This window comes from Lysinibacillus sp. KU-BSD001, assembly GCF_042920265.1.
GTDB lineage: Bacteria > Bacillota > Bacilli > Bacillales_A > Planococcaceae > Lysinibacillus_B.
Genome location: NZ_JBDQZI010000007.1, coordinates 143,552 through 165,227, shown reverse-complemented (window position 1 = coordinate 165,227; position 21,676 = coordinate 143,552). Strand labels below are relative to the sequence as shown.

Here is a 21,676-nt window from a genome sequence, read left to right as displayed (position 1 = left end):
GCCCACACTCTAGCCCCAACATGCGTTGGAGATAGGGCTTACAGTGTGCTTACACACGAAGAGACTTTCGAAACGTCACGAGGGGCTGGGCGCTTGCCCTAGACACTCTTTAAACTAGAAAAAGTTTATACTTTCTTATCTTTAACTAAAACCTCCCCCTTCTTCAGTTGAGTTGAAGTTGGGGGAGATTTTTTATAATTTATATAATGCCGTATACTTTTCTTTTAAATAGTTCGCTAAATAGGAAGCGTTAAGACCTTCCCCTGTTGCCTCTTGTAATAATTCAAACGGCTTTTTCAATGCTCCGTATTGATGTACTTTTTCTGTTAACCATTCACGGATTGGCTGAAGGTCCCCTTTGCCACATAACTCATCAAAGTTTGGAATAGCTTGATCCATCGCGGCCTTCCACTGTGCTGCATACATATAGCCTAATGCATATGACGGGAAGTAACCAAAGCTCCCACCACTCCAGTGCATATCTTGCAGTACACCTTCCGCATCGTTTTTCGGACGAATGCCTAAATATTGTTCGTACTTATCATCCCATACTTGTGGTAAGTCCTCCACTTGCAAGTTTCCATCAAACAATTCACGTTCAATTTCATAACGAATCATAATATGTAGCGGATATGTTAACTCATCTGCTTCGATTCGAATAAATGAAGGCTCTACAAAGTTAATCGCTTTTAAGAAATTCTCTACCGCTACATCGCCAAACTGCTCTGGTGAATGTTTTTGTAATAGCTTGAAGTTATGCTTCCAAAATTGTTCGTTACGACCAATGAAGTTTTCATAAAACAATGACTGTGATTCATGAATGCCCATTGACGTACCGGTTGATAATGGTAGTCCATTAAGCTCAGGATTAATATTTTGTTCATAGATGGCATGACCACATTCATGAATTGTGCCAAATATAGCTGAACGAAAATTATTTTCATCGTATTTTGTTGTGACACGAATATCTCCACTATTTAGTCCAATCATAAACGGATGTACGGTTTCATCGAGTCTACCTGCTTCAAAATCGTAGCCAAGTTGCGTTAAAAGCTCCAGTGAAGCCGCGCGTTGTCCTTCTTTTGGAAAATGCTTAAACAGCATCGATGTATCTGGTTTATTTGGCGATTCCTTAATTGCTTTCACAAGTGGTACGATGGTGTCACGAAGTTCTCCAAAGACACGATCTAAAATGTCCGTTGTCATTTCTGGTTCATATTTATCTAGCAAAGTGTTATACACTGAGCCATTTTTAATCCCCCAATAGTGTACAAATTTCTTTTGGTATTCAACAATTTGTTTTAAGTACGGTAAGAATAAAGAGAAATCCGATTTTTCTTTCGCCTCTTCCCATACTACTTCAGCTTTTGATTGTAGGATAACATATTCTTTGTATTCATCTGCGGGAATTTTTTTTGATTCATCGTATGATTTTTTCACTTCTTCATATAGACGCTTTGTCACAAAATCTAGCTCTTCCTTCGCAATTTCCTCCAGCAGCTGACCTAATTCGTCAGAACTTTGAAGCGCGAATAATTCAGCTGATAATGTGCCGACTACTTCAGCACGTTGTGGCAACCCTTTTTTAGGTGCCCCAGTACGCATATCCCAATAAATAACCGATAACGCCTCACTATAATTTTGCATTTTTTTCACATAGTTCATAAATGATTGTTTCACTGACATAATACACTCTCCTTTCCAATATTATAATTCGACTTCCGAAATAAAGCCACTTTACATACTTTAAACAAAATAATTTCTACTCAATTATTAAGGCTCTTCACCAAAACGTGTACTTGACCGCACATTCCGTTACGGGCGGACGCTTTCCGCGGGCGAGGTCGAGCCTCCTCGTCGCTCATTCTTCGCTCCTGCGGGGTCTCGACTATCTCGCTTTTCCCGCTGGAGTCGCCGCCCTTCACTCCATGTGCTTTTAGAATCCTACATTTTTTAATCAAGAACATATTTTGATATTGAACCATTATTGATTTCCCTATTAAATATTCATAATTCCACTTAATTTATTACAGTATCTCATTTGTTTAACTATTTCTTTGTACTATTTATGTTTTTTTATGTATTTTATTATAGGGACATTATACTAACATATACATATATTAGAAAACAGTCTATTTATCCTATTTCGAGAGAAGAGAAGTGAATAAAACAATGTCTATTAAGCGAAGAATTTCTATACTAACAACTGCTCTTGTCATGTTTACTGTTATTGCTACATTTAGTATAGACCTTTACTTAAATTGGAATAAATTATTAGATGACAAATACAACGAAGTGACTTCGATTAGTACATTATTAGATAATAGTCTGACAGGTACTTATAATGATTTACTGGAACACCCTAACATGACAGATGCAGAAAAAGTCGCTAGTTTAAACGAAAAACTGCAGCCTTATATCAATAATATCACCGATTCCTACGCAAATTTTGGCGCAGGTTATTATTCGAAAGAGTTAAACTCAGTTGTGGCATTTGGACCCAATTTTGATGAAGTTGGTTTAACGGATATGAGCAAAACATCTGAGGCTAGCGAAGTGTATACAACAGGTCTACCGTTAAAGCTTTATAACTATTCGCCAACACGCAAGAGCTATGTAGTTGCTAATATTCACCCCATCATTCGGGATGGTGAAATTATTGGTCATATATGGACCAATGTATTAGTAGAGGATCTATTTACGTTGTTCAAAGATGCTTTAGTTAAAATGTCATTACTATTGTTTAGTATGATTGCTATTGGATTAATTGGCTCTCGCATCATTACGAATCAATACTTTAACAATTTAAAGTTATTTAAGGATCAAATTATAAGTGAGCAAGAAAATATTGACTTATCTGCTTTCTCACCAGAATTAATTGAAGTGTACGAAGCAGTGTCAAATAGTCGGCTTGCACTCATTGAGAGTGAAAAACGTTTTCGCGATGTCGTAACCGCCTTTGACGAGTATGTTTGGGAAACAGATTTAGATGGACATTATACATATGTCTCAGAACGAGCGAGTTCTATTTTAGGTTACTCTCCTAATGAGTTACTTGGAACATTGAAATTCGACTATATGACGAATAATGACAAAAATCATGTAAGAGAAACATTTATCAAACAGTTTGAAAGCAATGCAAGGCCAGTCTACACAGGTGAAGAGGTATATACTAAGCAGTCTAAAAATCTGACCACTTTCCGAAATATTGTATATAAAAAGCAGAAAAAATCGGGTGAAGTCGTCTATTTAAGTACAAATACGTTACCCATATTTGATATGAACAACCAACTAATCGGTTATAGAGGTGTTACACGCGATATCTCGCTTCAAATGCAACATGAACAACATATAAATCAATTAGCGTATTTTGATACACTCACTCAATTGCCTAACCGAGCATCTTTAACGCAAGAAATAAATCGCTTACTTCAATCCTCCAACAACTTAGCTATACTTTTTATAGATTTAGATCATTTTAAATCAATCAATGATACACTCGGACATCGTATTGGGGATGAATTGTTAGTCGTTTTATCACAAAAAATTGCACACTGCTTAGAAAAAGACGATGCCATATACCGATTTGGTGGCGATGAATTCATTGTTGTTATGCAAAATTTTAAAAATGTAGAGGAAGTCATTTCACGAACACATCGTATTTTACATACTGTAAACACCCCTATTGTCGTACATGATATGTCATTCTTTACAACATTAAGCATCGGTATTAGCCTGTATCCTGCCCACGGATTAACGCTTGATGTATTAATTAAAAACGCTGATATGGCTATGTACAAATCAAAGGAAAATGGTAAAAATCAATATACGATTTATAATGATTCCATGAAAGATGAAGTAGCTGAAACATTTGAAATCTCCAATCTATTAAATGAAGCGATTAACAATTATCAATTTGAGCTACACTATCAACCCCAAGTATGTATTACATCAGGGAAAATTATTGGGGTTGAAGCACTTGTGCGTTGGATACATCCGACAAAAGGATTTATCTCACCAGCTAAGTTTATTCCGATAGCTGAAGAATCCGGGCTAATTATTAAACTAGGCGAATGGATTTTACGACATGCTTGTAACGCGAGAAAACAGTGGTTGAATGACGGCGTTGACAATATTCGAATAGCTGTTAATATTTCACTAAAACAATTTCAGCAGCCTGATTTTATTGAGAAAGTGTTGTCCATTTTAGAGGAAACTGGCTTACAAGGTCGTTATTTAGAGCTTGAAATTACGGAAAGTATCGCGATGAACAACCCTGAAGAAGTAATTAAAAAGCTACAAGCATTGCAACGTCATGCTATTTATATTTCAATTGATGATTTCGGTATGGGGTATTCTTCACTAAATTATTTAAAACGCTTACCCATCCAACAACTGAAAATTGATCGCGCATTTGTGCAAGATATTACAGAAGAAAATGATTACGCGATCGTCAAATCCATTATTACAATGGCTCAAAGCTTAGGGCTTGATGTTGTAGCTGAAGGTGTTGAGACAACTGAGCAAGCAACTATTTTAAATCAATTAAATTGCCCTGTTGCCCAAGGTTATTTATACTATAAACCGATGCCAACACACGAAATTCACCATGAGCTAATAGCCCAAAGAACTACTTAAAGTGTTATGGTATACCTTCAGTCTATGGAGGTATGCCATTCCTTCCCAAAATACGAAGCGCCTATGTCTCCTGTATAAATTTGACCTCATCATATCCACATTCTTGACAAACCATTAAATGCGGACAAATTTGATCTTTCGCCGTATTAGGGTAGCCATCCCCCATTTTTACAGTCTCTTCATCGTTATAATGACCATAGGGGTCTAAAAAATCAGATACCTTTCCTGAATCCTCTAATCTAGCCTTACATGTTGGACAAGTCATTTCTACTGTTTTCAATGCATTACATAAAGGGCACATTGCCATACATATCGCTCCTTTTTCTATTAGTGTCTGTCCTTTTGTAGATAGTATGTAACATATGTTTTCTCTCATTCTCCTCTTTTTCTACAAAAAGCAATTTTTTACTATAAATCTTACTATCCTTCCTTTAGTAAAATGAATTTCGCTATAATACAGAATAAAAAGAAAGTTGTGACGATATGAAATTTGATTCGATTATTATTGGTGCTGGGTCCATGGGGATGGCTGCTGCTTATTTTTTAGCGAAAGCTGGCAAAAAAGTATGTATGATTGATGCATTTGACCCTCCTCATACAAATGGCAGCCACCATGGCGAAACGCGCATTATTCGCTATGCTTACGGAGAAGGGATAGAATACGTACCACTTGCTTTACGGGCTGCAGAACTGTGGGAAGAACTTGAGCACGAAGTAGAGAAACCGTTATTGTTAAAAACAGGTGTGATAAACATCGGTAACAAGGATAATGCGTTTGTCCAAACTGTTATTGAAAGTGCTCGGGCATTTGACTTACCTCTTGAAGTATTAAACGCTGAAGAGATCACCAAACGTTGGCCTGGTATCAAGGTAGATGATCATATGATTGCTGCATTTGAGCCAACTTCAGGTGTCCTGCGCGTAGAAGATTGTGTAGCTGCCTACAAAGCATTAGCAATAGAAGCAGGGGCTACACTTCATGTAAATGAACCTGTACAAAACATTAGATGTGGTGACGTGGTTGTAGTAAAAACAGCTGTTGCTACGTATGAAGCAGACACTTGCATTGTTTGTGCAGGAGCTTGGACCAGTGAATTGTTGAAACCATTCCGTTTATCCCTCAATCCAATTCGTAAAACATTCGCTTGGTTTGAAGCAGAAGAAGGGCTTTACGGACAAGAAAACTTCCCTGCGTTTGCGGTGGAACTGAAAGATGCGTGTTACTACGGTTTCCCTAGCATCGATAGAGCTGGTTATAAAATTGGGCGGCATGACGGCGGTGAAACGATTCACCCGAACGACGAGCTACGACCTTTTGATGAAGGCGATGCATTGGATTTACAGCAGTTCATTCAATCTTATATGCCACAAGTTGGCGCGTTAAAAGAAGGAAAAGTATGTAAGTATACAATGACACCCGATGAGCACTTTATCATTGACTATTTACCTGAACATAAAAACATAATTGTTGCATCAGGATTCTCTGGCCATGGTTTTAAATTTAGTAGTGCAATCGGGGAAATGCTCGCACAGATGGTGATCGATGGCAAGTCAAAATTATCAAATGAGCTATTTAAGTTAAGCCGCTTTTAGAGAAAAAGGGCATACTAAAAATAAACTACTTTTAACATTACAAAGGAGGTGTACAGAAAGTAAAAATCTTCGGTACACCCCTCACTTCTTAATAAAAATATTACTCTTATAGTGATTGGAAAGTTGTCTTCTCAAAATTTCTTTTCAGACGCCCCCTTTCTTAGTTACTTTGCACGACCGAACACCGCTACATACATCCATTTAAAATAACAGCTTGCTTTAGCTTTATTTTATCAATCTTTCCAACTGTTGTTCTTGGTAGTTCATTCAATAGAAAGATTTTCTTCGGGATTTTATATTTTCCTAACTGTTTCGTGCAGCTTATACGAATTTCCGCTTCGAAATCACTCACTTCCTGCTTGCAAACAATACAAGCGGCGACAATTTCACCCCAGTATTCATCTGGTATGCCGATCACTGCTACTTCTTTCACATTTGGGTGTTGAATAATGCATTGTTCCACTTCTTGTGGATAAATATTTTCTCCACCTGAAATAATCATTTCTTTTTTTCGGCCAACAATATAGACATCTTGTTGCTCATCCATCTTTGCTAAATCCCCTGTTTTAAACCAACCATCACTAAATGCCGCTTTCGTTGCCTGCTCATTTTCCCAATATTCCTTGAATAAATGCTTTCCTCTTAGTTGCAATTCGCCAACCTCACCAATAGCGCATAACGAACCATCTGCTTTTACGATACGGATTTGATTAAATTGCATACTTTTTCCGACAGCCCCGCGCTTTTTCACCGCTTGTATCGGATCAATATAAAAATTATTCGGCCCCGCTTCGGTTAAACCATAGCCTTCCTTAAACAGCAGTCCTTTTTGATGAAAAGTTTCGTAAATGGTTTGTGGACACGGTGCCCCGCCAGATAAAAATACTTTCACGGTTGGAAAATGCGCCTGTTGAAAATACTCCGTTTGCACGAGCTCTTGATACATTGTTGGGACAAATAATGAAATGGTCGAATGATATTCATTTAACGCTCGTGCGGCAATTTCTGCATTAAATTTTTTCCCAACAACGACCGTCCCACCTGCCATTAATAACGGCACTGCTAACGCATTAATTCCCCCCGTATGGAAAAGGGGCATATAATTAATCGTGCAATCTTCGTTAGTTAAATTCCAGCTCACAATCGTATTAATTGCATTCCAATTAACTGACTCAAATGACAATACCACTCCTTTCGGATGTCCTGTCGTTCCACCTGTATAAATAATGAGCCATGGTTTTGTTGGTTGCCATGATGAAAAGCTAGATAGCTGTACGGTTCTATCCCCTAATTGCTCAGAAAGCGACCATTTATGCGGTACTGGAAGATTTTCTACAATAGACGCAAATGTATGCTCATATATACAAAGCTGTGGTTTACAATCCGTCACAACATATACTATTTCCTGCTCACTTAAGCGCCAATTAATCGGTACAAAAATAGCCCCTTGTAACCCACATGCAAATAACACCGCAAATGTATCTATATTATTTTCACTCATCATACATACGCGATCACCAATTTGAATGTTATGTGCACATAAAATACGTTGCCACTTCTCAATTTCCTTTGTGAGCTGACGATATGTCCAGTACCGCTTTGTTTCGATTTCAATTAGCGCCTTTTTATCAGGGGTTAGTTGTGCACGCTTTAAAATCCATTGTTGCCCATCATACATCAAACTCCCCCCTTACATCATAATACCCCCATCGACATGAAGAACATGACCTGTGATATAATCTGATTCATTGGAAGCTAAAAATAAATACGCATTAGCAATATCCTCAGGTTGACCTAACCGCTGAAGGGCTGTAACAGATTCCATTCTCGTTAATATTTCCTCAGGCATTTTTTGAACCATTGCTGTTAATGTAAAGCCTGGTGCTACGGCATTTACATTAATGCCCTTTCGTCCTAACTCCTTTGCCCATGTCTTTGTCATGCCAATTAAAGCTGCCTTCGTTGCCGCATAATTCGTTTGCCCTACATTCCCATAAACACCACTGACAGATGACGTGTTAATAATTTTGCCATAACCTTGTGCTATCATGTGGGGAATAACAGCTTGCGTACAGTTAAATACCCCCTTTAAATTAACATTTAGCACATCATCAAATTGCTGTTCCGTCATTTTGTGTAACATCGCATCCTTTGTGATCCCAGCATTATTTACTAAAATATCAATTTTGCCGTACGTATCGACAGCCTTCTGAACAAGTGCCTCTACACTTTGACGTTTAGATGTATCCGTCTGAACAAATAAAATTGGCTTTTCATGTTGCTCATAAGAAGCTACTAGTTCTTTTCCTGCTTCTTCATTAAAATCAGCTACAACGACTGCAGCTCCTTCATCTATAAATTTTTTTACCGCTACTAACCCAATCCCACTTGCACCGCCCGTAATAATGGCTACTCTGTTTTGTAATCGCATACTACCCCTCCAATAAAAATTTTTCAATTTCGCTTGTCAATTGTTCCAAGTTGTCTATTAACGGGGAGTGACCACAGTTTTCCATTTTGACTACTTTTGCTTTACCGCCAAAATCTTCAATTATTTCGTTTGTCATTTGCTCTACTACCACAAAATCTCGGTCACCATACATCACAAGTACGGGTTGTGTAATATGATTTACTTCACCCGTTCCTTTTCCCGCTTCGTGATCTATAGTACTCATATTAAACGTATTTAAACTATAATAAACATCCGCTAAATTTCGTTGTGTCAACATATCCTCTAAATACGCCTCATACCGCTCTGGCTGTGGTTGGCGATGTGTGTAAATAGCGGCATTCCAGATTGCCCGGAGACCTTCCTTATTTTTTGTATCATATAAATACTGTACTGCCTTTGTTTTATATGGGTCCTGTTCAATTTCTTGTAACGTTGTAAACCGATTCTCCATGTCGATTTGTCCAGTAGGTGTCATGCCATAAAACGGATAACCACGTGTAGACCCTGATGCCATCAGTATAAGTTTATGACAGTCCTCTGGATAAAGGGCACAATATTGCATACATACCATCCCCCCTGTTGACCAACCGACTAAATGAAAATCTTTTAATGACAATGCATCGACAAATCGTTTTAAATCTTCAGCAAAATCACTTATATGTGTAATTCGTGTATTGTAACTAGAACCCCCAAAGCCCCTTAAATCAGGGGCAATAATATGGAACCCCTCATGCAAGTTTTCCATTAATAAATCCCAATGTTTCGAGGAAGTCATGTTTCCATGTACAAGAAGAATTACTTGTTCTCCACCTGGCCGTTCACGATAGGCAAGCGTTTCGCCATTGGATAATCGTACTTCTTTTAAACAATCTATACTATTCATATGCATGTTCCTTTCCCCATTTAATTGTAATCGCTCCCCAAGCATAGCCGATCCCAGCACTTACTAATGTGACAATATCCCCTTGTTGAACTTTATTTTCATGCAGTGCTAATTCTAGTGATAAAATTTGATCAAGCTGACCTATATGACCGTATCGCTCTAAATAAATGGATTGCGCCGCAGACAATCCTAGTGTATTTAATACGTAATTATGAGCTGACCTTTTCATATGCAACATCGCAATATATTTTAAATCTTGCTCACTATAGCCACTTTTCGCTAACGATGAACGAATAACTTTAATAAAATTATTCAGTGATTTTTCCTCCAAACGCATCTTCATGCCTTCAGGATCTAATACATCTAAACGATATGCCCCTTGCGCAAGCAATTCAGCTGTAAGCGGCTGCTTTGTTCCACCTGCTGGCACGACCACATCTTCTGAAAAAGAACCATCCGTCATCATTTCAGCTTCTAACACCGTATTTTCATTGAGGTTTTTTTGAAGAATCATCGCGCCTCCGCCTGCAGCTAAATTAAACATAAAACGCGTTCGTTCATTGTGATAGTCAATCAAATCACTATTGCGATATCCTCCTGCCAGAAGAACGGTATGAATGGACTCATCTGTAAGCATTAAGCTTTTCGCTACCTTCATCGCCATAATCGTAGTTCCGCAGCGTAATTGAACGTCAAATGCCCATGCATTACTAGCCCCGAGCTCTTCCTGCATTTTAATGGCTGCTGTCCAAAGCGGATATTCTTTATGTTCCTCCCCAATATAAATAATGACATCAATCTGCTTCGGGTCGATTTTCGCTTTCGCAATTGCTTTGTGAGCCGCCCAAATACCCATTTGAACTGTGTGATCATATTTAGCAGGAATTGGTTTTTCAATTACGCCCATTTTCCCTTTTATAATATTAACAGGGATATTAGACTGTGCACTAATTTCTTCCGCTGTCATCCTGAGTTCAGGTAAATAAACACCTGTTGATAAAATACCGATGTTCATTTTATCTCACCTCTTTCATCCACAGGTATAGACTGCACCTTACTTGGAGGGGGATGATGATTCACTGTTCTCTTCATTTTCCATTCTCCATACTTTTGCGCAAACGTACCGGCAATTCCTTTTGGGAAAAAGATGACGGCTAAAATGTAAATAACCCCAAAGATAATAATCCACCGTTCAAAGATTGGATAGTCTCTTGCTAAGCCCGATAAATAGTGTTGTGCAAATTCAATAACGGCTGCACCAATTAAAGGACCGACTAATGTACCGACCCCACCAATAATCGTCATCAGAAGAGCATCTAACGTAATATCCATTGACATCACACTCGTATTCACAAAACGTAAAGACACGGCGTACAATGAACCAGCAACGCTTGCAATTACCCCTGCTATCATAGAAGCAATAACTTTATAATATAACGTTTTATATCCTAATGAGGCCGTACGTTGCTCATTTTCCCGCACTGCTATTAAAACCCTTCCAAGAGGGGAGCTAACAAAGCGTTTACAAATAATAAAGAGGAGTATTAAACAAGCTAATACAAATAAGTAAAACATCATGCGATCTCGAAAAATCTCTGGTGCACGAAATGTGAAGCCGTCATTTCCTTTTGTCATCGTACGCCATTTTTCCGCTACGACTAATAAAAGTCCTGAAATGGCCAGTGTTAACATTGCATAATAATGACTTTTTAAGCGTAATGTCAATAACCCTACAAAAAAGCTTAAAATAGCGGATAGTATCATACCAATGACAATCGAAATCATAAAAACAAGCATTGTATTTTCATACAGATTAAGCAGTATCGCTGAACTATAAGCACCTAGTCCAAAAAACATGGCATGCCCAAATGACACAATTCCTGTAAAACCTAGCAATAAATCATAGCTCATTGCTAAAATACCAAAAATAAATATTTGTGTCAGTAAAATAAGCATTGTTCTTGAATCTGAAATGAACGGTAAAATAATGAGTGCAATAGCTATTAAACAAAGGACAATATTAGAGGTTGTAAACGCAGATTGTTTTTTCATCATCTCACCCTTTCGCTACCGTAAATAAGCCTTGTGGACGGAAAACAAGGACAATGACCATAATAATCATATTCACCGCAAGTGATAAATACGGTACGTAATAGGCCATAAAGCTACCTGCTAATCCAACTAAAATCGCCGCTAATAATGTACCCGAATAACTACCCATACCGCCGATTACAACAACGATAAAACCTAAAATCGCATATTCCATGCCCATTTCCGCATAAATCACACCAGAATATGGCGCCATTAACACCCCACCAAGTGCCGCAAGTGCTGCACCGACCATAAAAACATATAAAAACACGCGTTTAATATTGATTCCTAATGCTTGCACCATTTCCTTATTCATAACGCCCGCTCGGACAATTAAACCAATCTTCGTTCTTGTCAAAATATAATGGAATATACCGTAAATAATAAAGCCAATGACGATGATGAAAATACGATACTTAATAATGATAATATTGCCTACTTCCCAGCTACCTGCAAGCAATGGCGGTACACTAACAGGAATCCCATTAGGGCCAAATACGACTTTTATACATTCGGATAAAACAATCATTAAGCCTAACGTAATTAAAATTTGTTGAATGTGATTTCCATACACAGGTGTAATAATCAATTTTTCTGTAATTAGTCCAAGTACCGCACCCGTTACGAGCGCTATCAATATCCCGATGATAAAACTATCTGTCGCTGCATAAGCAAATATACCGGTATAAGCGCCCCAAACGAACAAACCACCATGCGCAAAGTTAAGTACGTCCATTAAGCCAAAAATTAATGTAACCCCAGCCGCTAATAAGAAGATTAACATCCCTGTGGCTAAGCCATTAATGATTAAACTAATGATTAGCTCCATTCTCATCCCCCCTATCCGATTCCTAAGTATTTGCGCTTTAATTGCTCATTCTCTATTAACTCCTTCATCACTCCCGATTGCACCGTCTCTCCATCATCAATAATCGTATAATAATTCCCAACCCCACTTGCCATTAAGAAATTTTGTTCGACGAGTACAATCGTTGTTGCTTTTTTCATCTCATTGATCGCTTCCATTACTTTCTCTATCACAATCGGGGCTAACCCTTTGGAAGGCTCATCAATTAATAGCATTTCACTATCATTGACAAAAGCCCGTGCCATCGCTAGCATTTGCTTTTGCCCCCCTGAAAGTTTACCCCCAGCTTTTTTCCAAAATGTTTTTAAGTCTGGGAAAAGTTCAAGTACATAGTCTCTTTTTTGCAGTGTTTGCTCGTCTTCCTTTCGCATCGCCACACGCAAATTTTCCTCTACTGTTAAGTCACTAAAAATCCCCTGATCTTCAGGAACATAGCCAATGCCCATATTGGCAATTTCATACGTCATTTTTTTTGTAATATTCGTTTCATGAAAATGAATAGCCCCTTTGGATGCTGGTGTTAAGCCCATAATGGTTTTTAATGTTGTAGTTTTGCCCGCACCATTTCGACCTAATAGCACATTTACTTCATTTGCTACAATTTCAATATTGATGCCTTGCAAAATATGATATTGCCCAATATGTGTGTGTACATCTTCAAGTCGAAGTAAGCTGTTCATCGTAGAGCCCTCCTAAATACGCATTTTGGACTGTTTCATTATTCATAATTTCCTGTGGTGTACCATCTGCTAATAAGCGTCCATTAAATAGCACCATGATGGAATCCGATAAGTCTAAAATCATATCCATCTTATGTTCAATCAATAGAATCGTTTTTTCACCACTTTGCTTAATTGTGCGGATCACATCTAATATCGCTGGTACTTCCTCTAATGACATACCTGCAGTTGGCTCATCTAATAACAACACTTCCGTATCTAAAGCTAATAGCATGGCAATTTCTAACTTTCTCTTTTCACCATGCGATAATTGGCTTGCTAGTACATAGGCTTTGTTTGCAAGCATCACCTGCTCCAGCATATTCATCGCATCTTCTAGCATTTTGTTATAGGAGGTGAAATGTTTAAATACGTGAAATCGTACCTGTTCTTTTGACTGCACTGCTAATCTCACGTTTTCTAATACAGTTAAATTCGGAAATACATTTGTAATTTGAAAGGAACGCCCGAGCCCTAACCGTGTCCTTTCTACTGGAGAAAGCTTAGAAATATTTTGGTTTTTATAAAATACTTCCCCGGTAGTCGCTCGTAGCTCACCGCTAATCAAATTAAAGAACGTTGTTTTACCCGCACCATTTGGTCCAATAATCGATTTAAAATGTTTTTCAGAAATTTCAATCGTCACATCCTCCACAGCCTTATGTCCACCAAACTGTATACCTAAATGAGTAGTTTTTAAAATAGGCTCCATATTTCCCCTCCTTCGATCTGACTCTCTTAATGTTTCTTTTCGTTCAGAAAGACTAAGAGAGTCAGACCGCTTTTTTTTGCGGTCTGTGTGTAGCATTTATTCATTCATAATTGGAGGCTCTGTTTCTTCAGGTGAAAGTTCACGAATGAGAACAGGTACTGGATAGTCCACACCTTCCACCGTCTCTAAACGGATTGAATACATCGTTTGCAATGCTTGATGGTCTTCTTCACGGAAAGTCATTGTACCCTTTGGTGTTTCAAATGACATGCCTTCCATTAACGGAATTAACGTATTGCCATCTGCATCTCCACCAGATTGTTTTAAAGCCTCTACAATGGCTACAGCCGCTGAAAACCCTCCTGGTGTAAATAAATCAGGTACTTCATTGTTATAGCGTTTTTTATGTTCTTCTACTAACCACGTATTCACTTCATTATTAGGCAGCGTGTGATAGTACACACTAAAGCCTTCCATACCAACTAATGGTCCCATTAACTGTAAGGCAATAATATCTGGGGCTCCTGTCGATATTTTAATCCCCTTCTCTTGTACCTTCATATCTGAAATTTGTTGCCATGGGGAGTTTGCCCCAGCCCACACAACAAATAGGTAATCCGGTTTGGCATCTATAATTTTTTGAATATTGGATGTGAAGTCCGTCGCTGCTGGATCTGCATATTCTTCTAACACAACTTCAGCTCCAAGCTTTTCAGCAGCTGTTTTGAATGCTTTTACACCATCCCATCCAAATGAATAGTCTGGGGCAAATGTAGCGATTTTCACGCCTTCCCCTGCAATCGCAGCCGCAGCAGCGTACGCATCTTGTGAAGAATTACGTCCCGTACGGAAAATATATGGATTAAACTCTGAACCTGTAATACTATCTGCTACTGCAGGCTCTACAACCATAATTTTCTCGTACTCTTCCGCAAGCGGTAACACAGCAAGTGTATCGCCAGAACTAGAAGATCCTACTAGGAAATCTACGCCATCATCTTCTAATAATTTTGTTGCTTTCTGTACAGCTACTTCTGGTTTTGTTTCTGTATCTTCCCAAACTACTTCGATTTTTTTGCCTTCCACTTCTAACGTACCGTTTGTAGCATAATCTAAACCGAGCTCAAAACCGCGCTGCGTTTGCTTACCATAGGATTCTAATGCGCCCGTTAAAGAGGCAAGTACCCCAATTTTAACTGTGCCACCTTCTGCTGCATTTTGACCTTCTTCTGAAGCTACATCACTACCATTTGAAGTAGAATCAGAGTTTGTTGTACCCTCATCCCCCGAACAAGCGACTAACACTAACATGAACAAACATAAAAATAAAAGCGACCACATTTTCTTCATCTTCATTCCCCCTTCACATGAAATAAAGCGCTTACATAATACTTTGATTCTATCTTACTTATTAGTAGTTACAAACGAGTTACAAAAAGCTCTCGAGCTATCCGGTGAGTTTCTAACTCGTAATGAGCAAATCCTAAAATATATTACCATTCGAATAACCGTTGCTTTCCGCTACGGCACTCGCTTTCCACGGGCGAGATCAAGCCTCCTCGTCGCTCATCCTTCGCTCCTGCGGGGTCTTGATTGTCTCGCTTTTCCCGTAGGAGTCTCGTGCCTCCGCTACAAGCAACTATTGTTCAATACGATAAGCGGTTGCTCAAAAATAATGAAAGATTCTCATTAATTACAGTAGAGACTGGGTGATGCTATACACAAGTTGAAAGAAAATGATTTCTTTAAGAGGTGCAATACTAAAATATATTGTTGATTAAAAGGCAGAGCTCTAAAAGCGCATGGAGTGAAGGGCGGCAAGTGTAAGTAACAACATCTACTTTTCGCTACAGGGCATATAACTTCCTACGGGATATAAGAACAAAGGATAAGGTCGGCCACGTCACGAGTCCGACGCCTTTGTGAGCAACATCATGTTACCCTGAGCTGAAGCCAAGCCCATGGAAAATGTCCATCCGTAAAGATATGTGCAATTAATTATATATTTTATTGAAAAGCCCCTTAAGATAAGTAAAATCCATTTTCAAAACATTAAGAAGTAGTAACTTTTTCGCCGTAGCGCGCCATAGCCACAGGAGCCGTAACAGGAGATCCAAACAGGCCACGCCTGTTTTAACTCCTGTGTAGGCTGTGGCAAAGCGCGGAGGCTACGATTACGCTTTCATTTAATATCTTTTACTATTTATCAGGTATTTTTAGGATGCATTTTTGCTCATTACGAGTTCTAAAATAAAAAGGGCGTCCTCAAAAGTCATTGCATCATAACTTTTAGGACAGCCCAAGTGCTTTTATATTTTGATAAGTTTTTCAAAAATTTCTGTTGTGGATGACATCGGTTCCATCTCATACTCTTCTAATAGCACCCTCTCACATCGTTCATATGTTTTTTGAACTTGTACTTTATTTTCAAGATAGAAATGACACCACATCATCAGTCGATACGCTTCTTCCCAAGTGGGATCTTTTACTATGATTTTTTCACATTCTTGCAAACATTTTTCAAACTGTTGTTCTTCAAAATAAATATGCGCCAATTGCTGTAATGTTTTTACATAGAGTGTTTTGTACCGTTCTCTCTCTTGCTGGATCCATTCAACCTGTGCACTGTCTTCGTATAAATCGCCTGTGTATTGCTGGACGGCTTTTAGTAGCCATTGTTTTTGAAGCGACTGATCATCTTGCCTGTCCGCTAGAGAAATGAGCTGTTCGAAATATTCAATATCACTCATAATATACGGCCTCTGGCACATACGATACATGGACTGCTTGCGCTCAATATAAAAAGGTTCTTCCCGTGCACTTCTGTTAGGCTCTAACACTTTTAATAGCGCATTATAGGCCACTTTAAAATCCCTTACAGCTACTTCTTCTATACTATTTGGAAATAGCTTAGCGGTCATTTCTTCTTTTGAGCAATATCGATTTCGATTTAGGTAAAGATAAATAAATAATTCCTTCGCTTTTTCTCGATGCCATACTTTATGCTCAGCTTGCCAGTTCCTTACAAATAATGTTGGTCCAAAAAGCTTTATATAGATGGCAGGCTTATGATCTCCTCTATTAAAATGAAGTACTCTTTGCGTTTCCACCAAATCTCTTGCACCAAATAACGTAACTTTCGATAAAAAGAAATGATAGGCATGCTGATTGATTAATAATTCAAACATTCTCTTATATTCATTATATTCATGTACATCGTTTGTTTTCATTGCTACATACATAGACCAGAAATACGTGACCATTAGACAGTAAGAATCTTTTACCTCTTCAAAAGCAATCCGCGTTTCCTTCGCCATTTGTCTCGCTTCATCCATCAAGTCATTTTCTACATATAAAATGAGAAGAGCTAGTTTCAATAACCCTGTTACCCACCGATCTTCCACCTTTTCCGTCACTGTTAAACCTAAAAATGCATAACGCTTTGCTTCGATTACATTGCCAGTACGGCCATAGGCTATCGCTAATCCTACATAACATTCCGCTTTAATACGTTTAATTCGTATTTGTTCCATTTGCTGTACTGCTGTTTCATAATGGGTAATTGCTTCCGACGGGTCATATGGATTTAGTAATAGCTCTGCATGTCCATTACGTATATGAGCAACAGCTATGTTAAACGCTTCATGCGTCGCTGTACTGTTTTGCAAGCCTCTATAAGCACTTTCCTTAGCACGCGCTCTATTTCCCATCATCGCATAAATCAATGACAATAATGCATCTGTTTCGCGATGAGCAACCGTTCCACCTTGTTGTTCAAATAGCCTTGACTCTGCAAGTAACTTTGCCTCATGTAAAGCCCCTTGTCTTAAATACATACGAATATCGATATTGCCTAAATGCAATAAATCATTATCTAAATTTAATTGCTGCCAATAGTGAATGCCTTGATAAGCTTGCCCAATATTCACTAAATTTTCTACGTACTGAAGATTCAACTGAATATATTCTTGCTTCGGCATTTGACATTTCGCTGATAACGCTAATGCCTCATGTAAATAACCCTTTGCAATAGAAGGTTGCAACGTATCTACATATATTTTGGCAAGCCCCACCTTAGAGCGAACAATCGACAGTAAATCCTGATGGTGTGTCGCCTTTTCGATACATGTATCAAACGCCATACTCGCTTTTTTATAAAAAGCACCGATTCGTAAGCATTCTCCCTCTATATAATAAAGTGGATAAAACTGTTCTCGCATTTCAAACGAACATTTCTTGATTCGTTCTAACAACCATTTATAATTGCCTCTTTGCATAAAATAATCCGCATAATGAATGAACATCTCACAAATAAACGGCTCGTCATTTGTTTGGGTAATATGATAAAACGCTTGTACAATATTGTTACTGTTAATAAAATAAATAGCTATTTTTTTATGCATATTTGCCACATCTTGCTGGTTTAATTTTTCGTATTGTTGCACTAAAAACTGTTTGATTAAGCTGTGAAACCGATATTCTTTATCGTTAGACAATTTTTGTATAAATGCATAATGATTTAAAATATAATCGAGTCGCTCTACTTCCTCTTCCCCAAAAATATCTTGAATAATGTCAGCAGAAAATGTATCAAATAAACTAAATTTAAACAAAGACTGTTGATAATCCCAATCTAAATGCTGAAATAACTCATAGGATAAGTACTCATCAAAGTCTTGCAATGTAATTTTTGAAAAATCAAAAGGATATCGCTCATTTTCAACTTGCATCGCAAGAAGGATTACAGCCATTACCCACCCTTCCGTTATTTCATAAATTTTATTTACTTCATTCTCCGTTAAGATCGTTTCATAATAATCCTCAAATAAAAGGCTAATCTCATCTGTCGTAAATACAAAATCTTCTTCCGAAATAACCGTTAGTAAACGCTTATTTTTTAAATGATGTAGACAATCCCATGTAGGATATGTGCGGGTCGCTATCACAAAGTGCACGTTTGGTGGTGCAAACTTCATCATCTGGTCCAGTACATAATTGATTTGAAACACATGCTGTACCATATGAAAATCGTCGATTACAATAAAAATCTCTTGTTTCATTTGAGCGAATGCATTGCAAAATAATGTGAATAACTTGTTTAAATGTTCTACTTTTAAAAAAGTTGTCACTTGATCCCAAGAAGGGTCAAGCAGTTCAAAGTCCGTATAAACTGTTTTAATACTTTCATATAAATATTTTAAAAATGGCAAAATACTATCATCGTTTTCAGTTACTTGATACCAACTAAATAATATGTTCTCATCTGCAAAATATTGGGCTAACGAAGAGCTTTTCCCATATCCCGGACCACTATGTAACAACGTCAGTGTAAAAATTTTACTTTTTTTTAACTTTTTCATAATCGATGACTTTCGCATATAGTGTGCAGCCGGATTGGGCGCCACTATTTTCGAATATAAAATATCCAACTTCTCTCCCCCCATAATTATCCACTTTGTAATACAAACTATCTATTAAATCACGCGTGTTGATTGACCTTGTATTGTTAATACGTGTATGGGAATACGTTGATTTGCGCTAACAGCTCGTTCCTTGCTGTTCTTGTGGATCCCCTTCTCCACACTCATACGGCGTTAAAAGCGCAAATACATTTTACCACATTATGTAAAATATAACCCTACCTTATATATCACAATACAGGAAAAAACCTTTTCTCTTAAGTATATGAATTATTCAATGCGTTATGAAACATATAAAAAGTGCAGAATAAGTATCACACTTATCCTGCACGCTTTATTTTAACAAGGCTCCACCGGCAAAATGCTTTCAAATTCCGCTTTTACTGTTGCCTCTTGTTCATTTAATAAAATATGAATATCCCCATAATCATTCGATGTGCGAATTAAACGCCCTATTCCTTGTTGCAAACGCAGTTGCATAAATGGCAGTTCCACTTCTTCAAATGGATTTTCTGCAAAAGAGCGCTTTGCATCAAATAGCGGATCGTACGGTGGGAATGGTAAATCAAAAATAATGACACGTGTTAATGCTTCCTCTGGTAAGTCTAACCCTTCCCATAGGTGATACGAGCATAACGTTTTCACTGTGCCTTCTTGGAAATCACGCACGATAGCTGATAATTCCCGATCTCCTTCAAATGCAACTGACATACGGTCCATAATAGATAAGCTGGATTTGAACGTCACCATGGCTTGTTTTGACTTAAATAGCACGAGCGTTTTCTCGCCATCCCGAAGAAGTGATTGCACTTTACTTGCCTTTTCTTCCTGTGATAGCTCATGTACATGAATTTTCATTACATCTTCATAATCAAATGGTGATGGTACGCTAAATGATTGGTGTTTCTTAATCCCTAAGCTATAAGCAATATAAGAGAAATCTTTATTGACCGATAGTGTTGCAGAGGAGAAAATAATCGGCAATTTTTTTGAGAATAGTTTTTCTTGTAACACCTCTGTAATTAAGCGCGGCATAATAACAAGTGTTTCTTCACCATCTGTTTCTTCTAACCAATCAACCGCATCTCCTTGTGCTACAAAAATACGAATGGCTGCGACGTATTGCTCTAAAAATTCCTCCGCCATATTTAGCTCGTATTCTGGAATCATATAAAGCTCTGATTCGAATACAAATTCTTCAAGCAGTTGTTCTACCGCATCAATTACTTGTTTCCCTAAAGATAAAAGACGTTCTGATTTATTAATACGTTTGCGGTCTTCCATTGATTCCACTAGGCAATCGCGTAATTCATCAAAAAACAGCTCATGGTTATCTTGTAATTGCTCCATTGCATAAAGTGTACGTTCACGCACACCATCGACCATTAAACGCTCTAGCATGCCGACAATGGTTGATGCTTGCACTTTTACTGTCATCGCCTTTTGTGCGGCATACTCCAGTAAATGTCCCTCGTCTAATACCATCATCGAAACTTCCGGAAGTAGTGGTAACTGTCCTTCGCGCTCACGCGATTCTTTTGTTGCTAAGTGCTCCATCAAGAAATCTTGCGAACAAATAATTAAATCCGTGGATTGGCGATAATGCATTCGATGCAATGTTTGACCACAACGATTTCGCATATCACAAACAGCACATTGCATGACAGCATTGTAATTTACCTTTTGCCAATCTTCATCCCCAACCGTTGGGAAATCCGAGCGATCACCATACGGCACAGCTTTTGTGAGAGGACCGGAAGCATATACTTCTTCTGGGATTGTAAAGGCGATATCATCAATCCATTCATCTGTCTCTACCTTTTCTGCTTCTTCAAAACGCTTTAAACATAAGTATTGATCTCGTGATTTTGCTAGACGTACATCGATGTTTAAGCCTAGCACATGTTTAAGCTTATGAATATCGCCACCTTCTTTTACAAGCTGGTCAATTAATGTTTCATCAGCACAAGCAATGAGTGCAGGACGTCCTGTATAACGAGCATACGATACCGCTGGCAATAAATAAGCAATTGTTTTTCCTGTGCCTACCCCTGCCTCAGCAAATAACACATTCTTTTCCTTTAATGCCTGTTCAATTTGATAGGCCATAAAAATTTGTTCATCGCGGCATTCAAATCCCTTTTCTGGTAGCTCATCATATAGGACATCCCCTAACCAATCTCCTAATGAATCAAAGAAAGATTTGTCTTTTTGTAACTCAAATGGTAAAGATTCTCTCATATAACGTCTCCCTTAAAACTCCTAAATTACAACGCGAAACGGAAGGAGCCATCCCCTTC

Annotated in this window: 15 protein-coding genes; 2 read left to right on the top strand and 13 right to left on the bottom strand. The window is 38.1% G+C overall.

The features are described 5' to 3' along the window. Nucleotides 1-192: 192 nt before the first annotated feature. Nucleotides 193-1,686: a carboxypeptidase M32 gene (locus AAGS61_RS12315; RefSeq protein ID WP_391372115.1), complete on the bottom strand. Its 1,494-nt coding sequence runs from the start codon at nucleotides 1,684-1,686 to the stop codon at nucleotides 193-195. Between the two features lie 474 nt (nucleotides 1,687-2,160). On the opposite strand from AAGS61_RS12315, the gene AAGS61_RS12310 reads away from it, so the two are divergent. Continuing rightward, complete coding sequence (locus tag AAGS61_RS12310) at nucleotides 2,161-4,638, top strand: EAL domain-containing protein (protein WP_391372113.1); 2,478 nt, start codon at nucleotides 2,161-2,163, stop codon at nucleotides 4,636-4,638. 61 nt (nucleotides 4,639-4,699) lie between these two features. Here the strand turns inward: AAGS61_RS12310 and AAGS61_RS12305 are convergent, their stop codons facing one another. Then, complete coding sequence (locus tag AAGS61_RS12305; RefSeq protein WP_391372111.1) at nucleotides 4,700-4,945, bottom strand: hypothetical protein; 246 nt, start codon at nucleotides 4,943-4,945, stop codon at nucleotides 4,700-4,702. Nucleotides 4,946-5,121: 176 nt separating this feature from the next. Between AAGS61_RS12305 and solA the strand changes: the two genes are divergently transcribed. Beyond that, nucleotides 5,122-6,231 (top strand): N-methyl-L-tryptophan oxidase, encoded by a 1,110-nt coding sequence (solA, locus tag AAGS61_RS12300; RefSeq protein WP_391372109.1) that lies wholly within the window; start codon nucleotides 5,122-5,124, stop codon nucleotides 6,229-6,231. A 187-nt stretch (nucleotides 6,232-6,418) separates the two neighbouring features. On the opposite strand, the gene AAGS61_RS12295 is transcribed toward solA, so the two are convergent. From AAGS61_RS12295 to AAGS61_RS12245, 11 genes are all read right to left on the bottom strand, one after another. Then, nucleotides 6,419-7,909, bottom strand: a complete 1,491-nt coding sequence (locus tag AAGS61_RS12295; RefSeq protein ID WP_391372107.1) for a class I adenylate-forming enzyme family protein — start codon at nucleotides 7,907-7,909, stop codon at nucleotides 6,419-6,421. A gap of 12 nt (nucleotides 7,910-7,921) precedes the next feature. Then, nucleotides 7,922-8,662: a 3-oxoacyl-ACP reductase FabG gene (fabG, locus tag AAGS61_RS12290; protein ID WP_391372105.1), complete on the bottom strand. Its 741-nt coding sequence runs from the start codon at nucleotides 8,660-8,662 to the stop codon at nucleotides 7,922-7,924. A 1-nt stretch (nucleotide 8,663) separates the two neighbouring features. Further along, nucleotides 8,664-9,566, bottom strand: coding sequence for an alpha/beta fold hydrolase (locus AAGS61_RS12285; RefSeq protein WP_391372209.1), 903 nt, complete (start codon nucleotides 9,564-9,566; stop codon nucleotides 8,664-8,666). Continuing rightward, on the bottom strand, nucleotides 9,559-10,581 hold the full coding sequence (locus AAGS61_RS12280; RefSeq protein WP_391372102.1) for a 3-oxoacyl-ACP synthase: 1,023 nt from the start codon (nucleotides 10,579-10,581) through the stop codon (nucleotides 9,559-9,561). Before AAGS61_RS12280 ends, AAGS61_RS12285 begins: the two co-directional genes overlap by 8 nt. Continuing rightward, entirely contained in the window at nucleotides 10,578-11,618 is a 1,041-nt protein-coding gene (locus AAGS61_RS12275; RefSeq protein ID WP_391372099.1) for a branched-chain amino acid ABC transporter permease, read from the bottom strand. Before AAGS61_RS12275 ends, AAGS61_RS12280 begins: the two co-directional genes overlap by 4 nt. Before the next feature lie 4 nt (nucleotides 11,619-11,622). Next, nucleotides 11,623-12,486 carry a branched-chain amino acid ABC transporter permease gene (locus AAGS61_RS12270; protein ID WP_391372096.1) on the bottom strand — a complete coding sequence of 288 codons (864 nt, stop codon included), beginning with the start codon at nucleotides 12,484-12,486 and terminating at the stop codon, nucleotides 11,623-11,625. A gap of 11 nt (nucleotides 12,487-12,497) precedes the next feature. Beyond that, entirely contained in the window at nucleotides 12,498-13,205 is a 708-nt protein-coding gene (locus AAGS61_RS12265) for an ABC transporter ATP-binding protein (RefSeq protein ID WP_391372093.1), read from the bottom strand. After that, a complete protein-coding gene (locus tag AAGS61_RS12260; RefSeq protein WP_391372090.1) occupies nucleotides 13,183-13,956 on the bottom strand; it encodes an ABC transporter ATP-binding protein in 774 nt (257 codons plus the stop codon). Before AAGS61_RS12260 ends, AAGS61_RS12265 begins: the two co-directional genes overlap by 23 nt. Before the next feature lie 96 nt (nucleotides 13,957-14,052). After that, nucleotides 14,053-15,306, bottom strand: coding sequence for a substrate-binding domain-containing protein (locus tag AAGS61_RS12255; protein WP_391372087.1), 1,254 nt, complete (start codon nucleotides 15,304-15,306; stop codon nucleotides 14,053-14,055). Between the two features lie 959 nt (nucleotides 15,307-16,265). Next, on the bottom strand, nucleotides 16,266-19,385 hold the full coding sequence (locus tag AAGS61_RS12250) for a BTAD domain-containing putative transcriptional regulator (RefSeq protein ID WP_391372084.1): 3,120 nt from the start codon (nucleotides 19,383-19,385) through the stop codon (nucleotides 16,266-16,268). 330 nt (nucleotides 19,386-19,715) lie between these two features. Next, nucleotides 19,716-21,617, bottom strand: coding sequence for an ATP-dependent DNA helicase (locus tag AAGS61_RS12245; protein WP_391372081.1), 1,902 nt, complete (start codon nucleotides 21,615-21,617; stop codon nucleotides 19,716-19,718). Nucleotides 21,618-21,676 lie beyond the last annotated feature (59 nt).

What these genes read in the sequence shown, in the direction of transcription:
- AAGS61_RS12305 (WP_391372111.1), bottom strand. Translation starts at nt 4,945, where the DNA reads ATGGCAATGTGCCCTTTATGTAATGCATTGAAAACAGTAGAAATGACT.
- AAGS61_RS12315 (WP_391372115.1), bottom strand. Translation starts at nt 1,686, where the DNA reads ATGTCAGTGAAACAATCATTTATGAACTATGTGAAAAAAATGCAAAAT.
- AAGS61_RS12270 (WP_391372096.1), bottom strand. Translation starts at nt 12,486, where the DNA reads ATGGAGCTAATCATTAGTTTAATCATTAATGGCTTAGCCACAGGGATG.
- AAGS61_RS12280 (WP_391372102.1), bottom strand. Translation starts at nt 10,581, where the DNA reads ATGAACATCGGTATTTTATCAACAGGTGTTTATTTACCTGAACTCAGG.
- AAGS61_RS12285 (WP_391372209.1), bottom strand. Translation starts at nt 9,566, where the DNA reads ATGAATAGTATAGATTGTTTAAAAGAAGTACGATTATCCAATGGCGAA.
- AAGS61_RS12245 (WP_391372081.1), bottom strand. Translation starts at nt 21,617, where the DNA reads ATGAGAGAATCTTTACCATTTGAGTTACAAAAAGACAAATCTTTCTTT.
- solA (WP_391372109.1), top strand. Translation starts at nt 5,122, where the DNA reads ATGAAATTTGATTCGATTATTATTGGTGCTGGGTCCATGGGGATGGCT.
- AAGS61_RS12275 (WP_391372099.1), bottom strand. Translation starts at nt 11,618, where the DNA reads ATGAAAAAACAATCTGCGTTTACAACCTCTAATATTGTCCTTTGTTTA.
- fabG (WP_391372105.1), bottom strand. Translation starts at nt 8,662, where the DNA reads ATGCGATTACAAAACAGAGTAGCCATTATTACGGGCGGTGCAAGTGGG.
- AAGS61_RS12265 (WP_391372093.1), bottom strand. Translation starts at nt 13,205, where the DNA reads ATGAACAGCTTACTTCGACTTGAAGATGTACACACACATATTGGGCAA.
- AAGS61_RS12260 (WP_391372090.1), bottom strand. Translation starts at nt 13,956, where the DNA reads ATGGAGCCTATTTTAAAAACTACTCATTTAGGTATACAGTTTGGTGGA.
- AAGS61_RS12295 (WP_391372107.1), bottom strand. Translation starts at nt 7,909, where the DNA reads ATGTATGATGGGCAACAATGGATTTTAAAGCGTGCACAACTAACCCCT.
- AAGS61_RS12255 (WP_391372087.1), bottom strand. Translation starts at nt 15,306, where the DNA reads ATGAAGAAAATGTGGTCGCTTTTATTTTTATGTTTGTTCATGTTAGTG.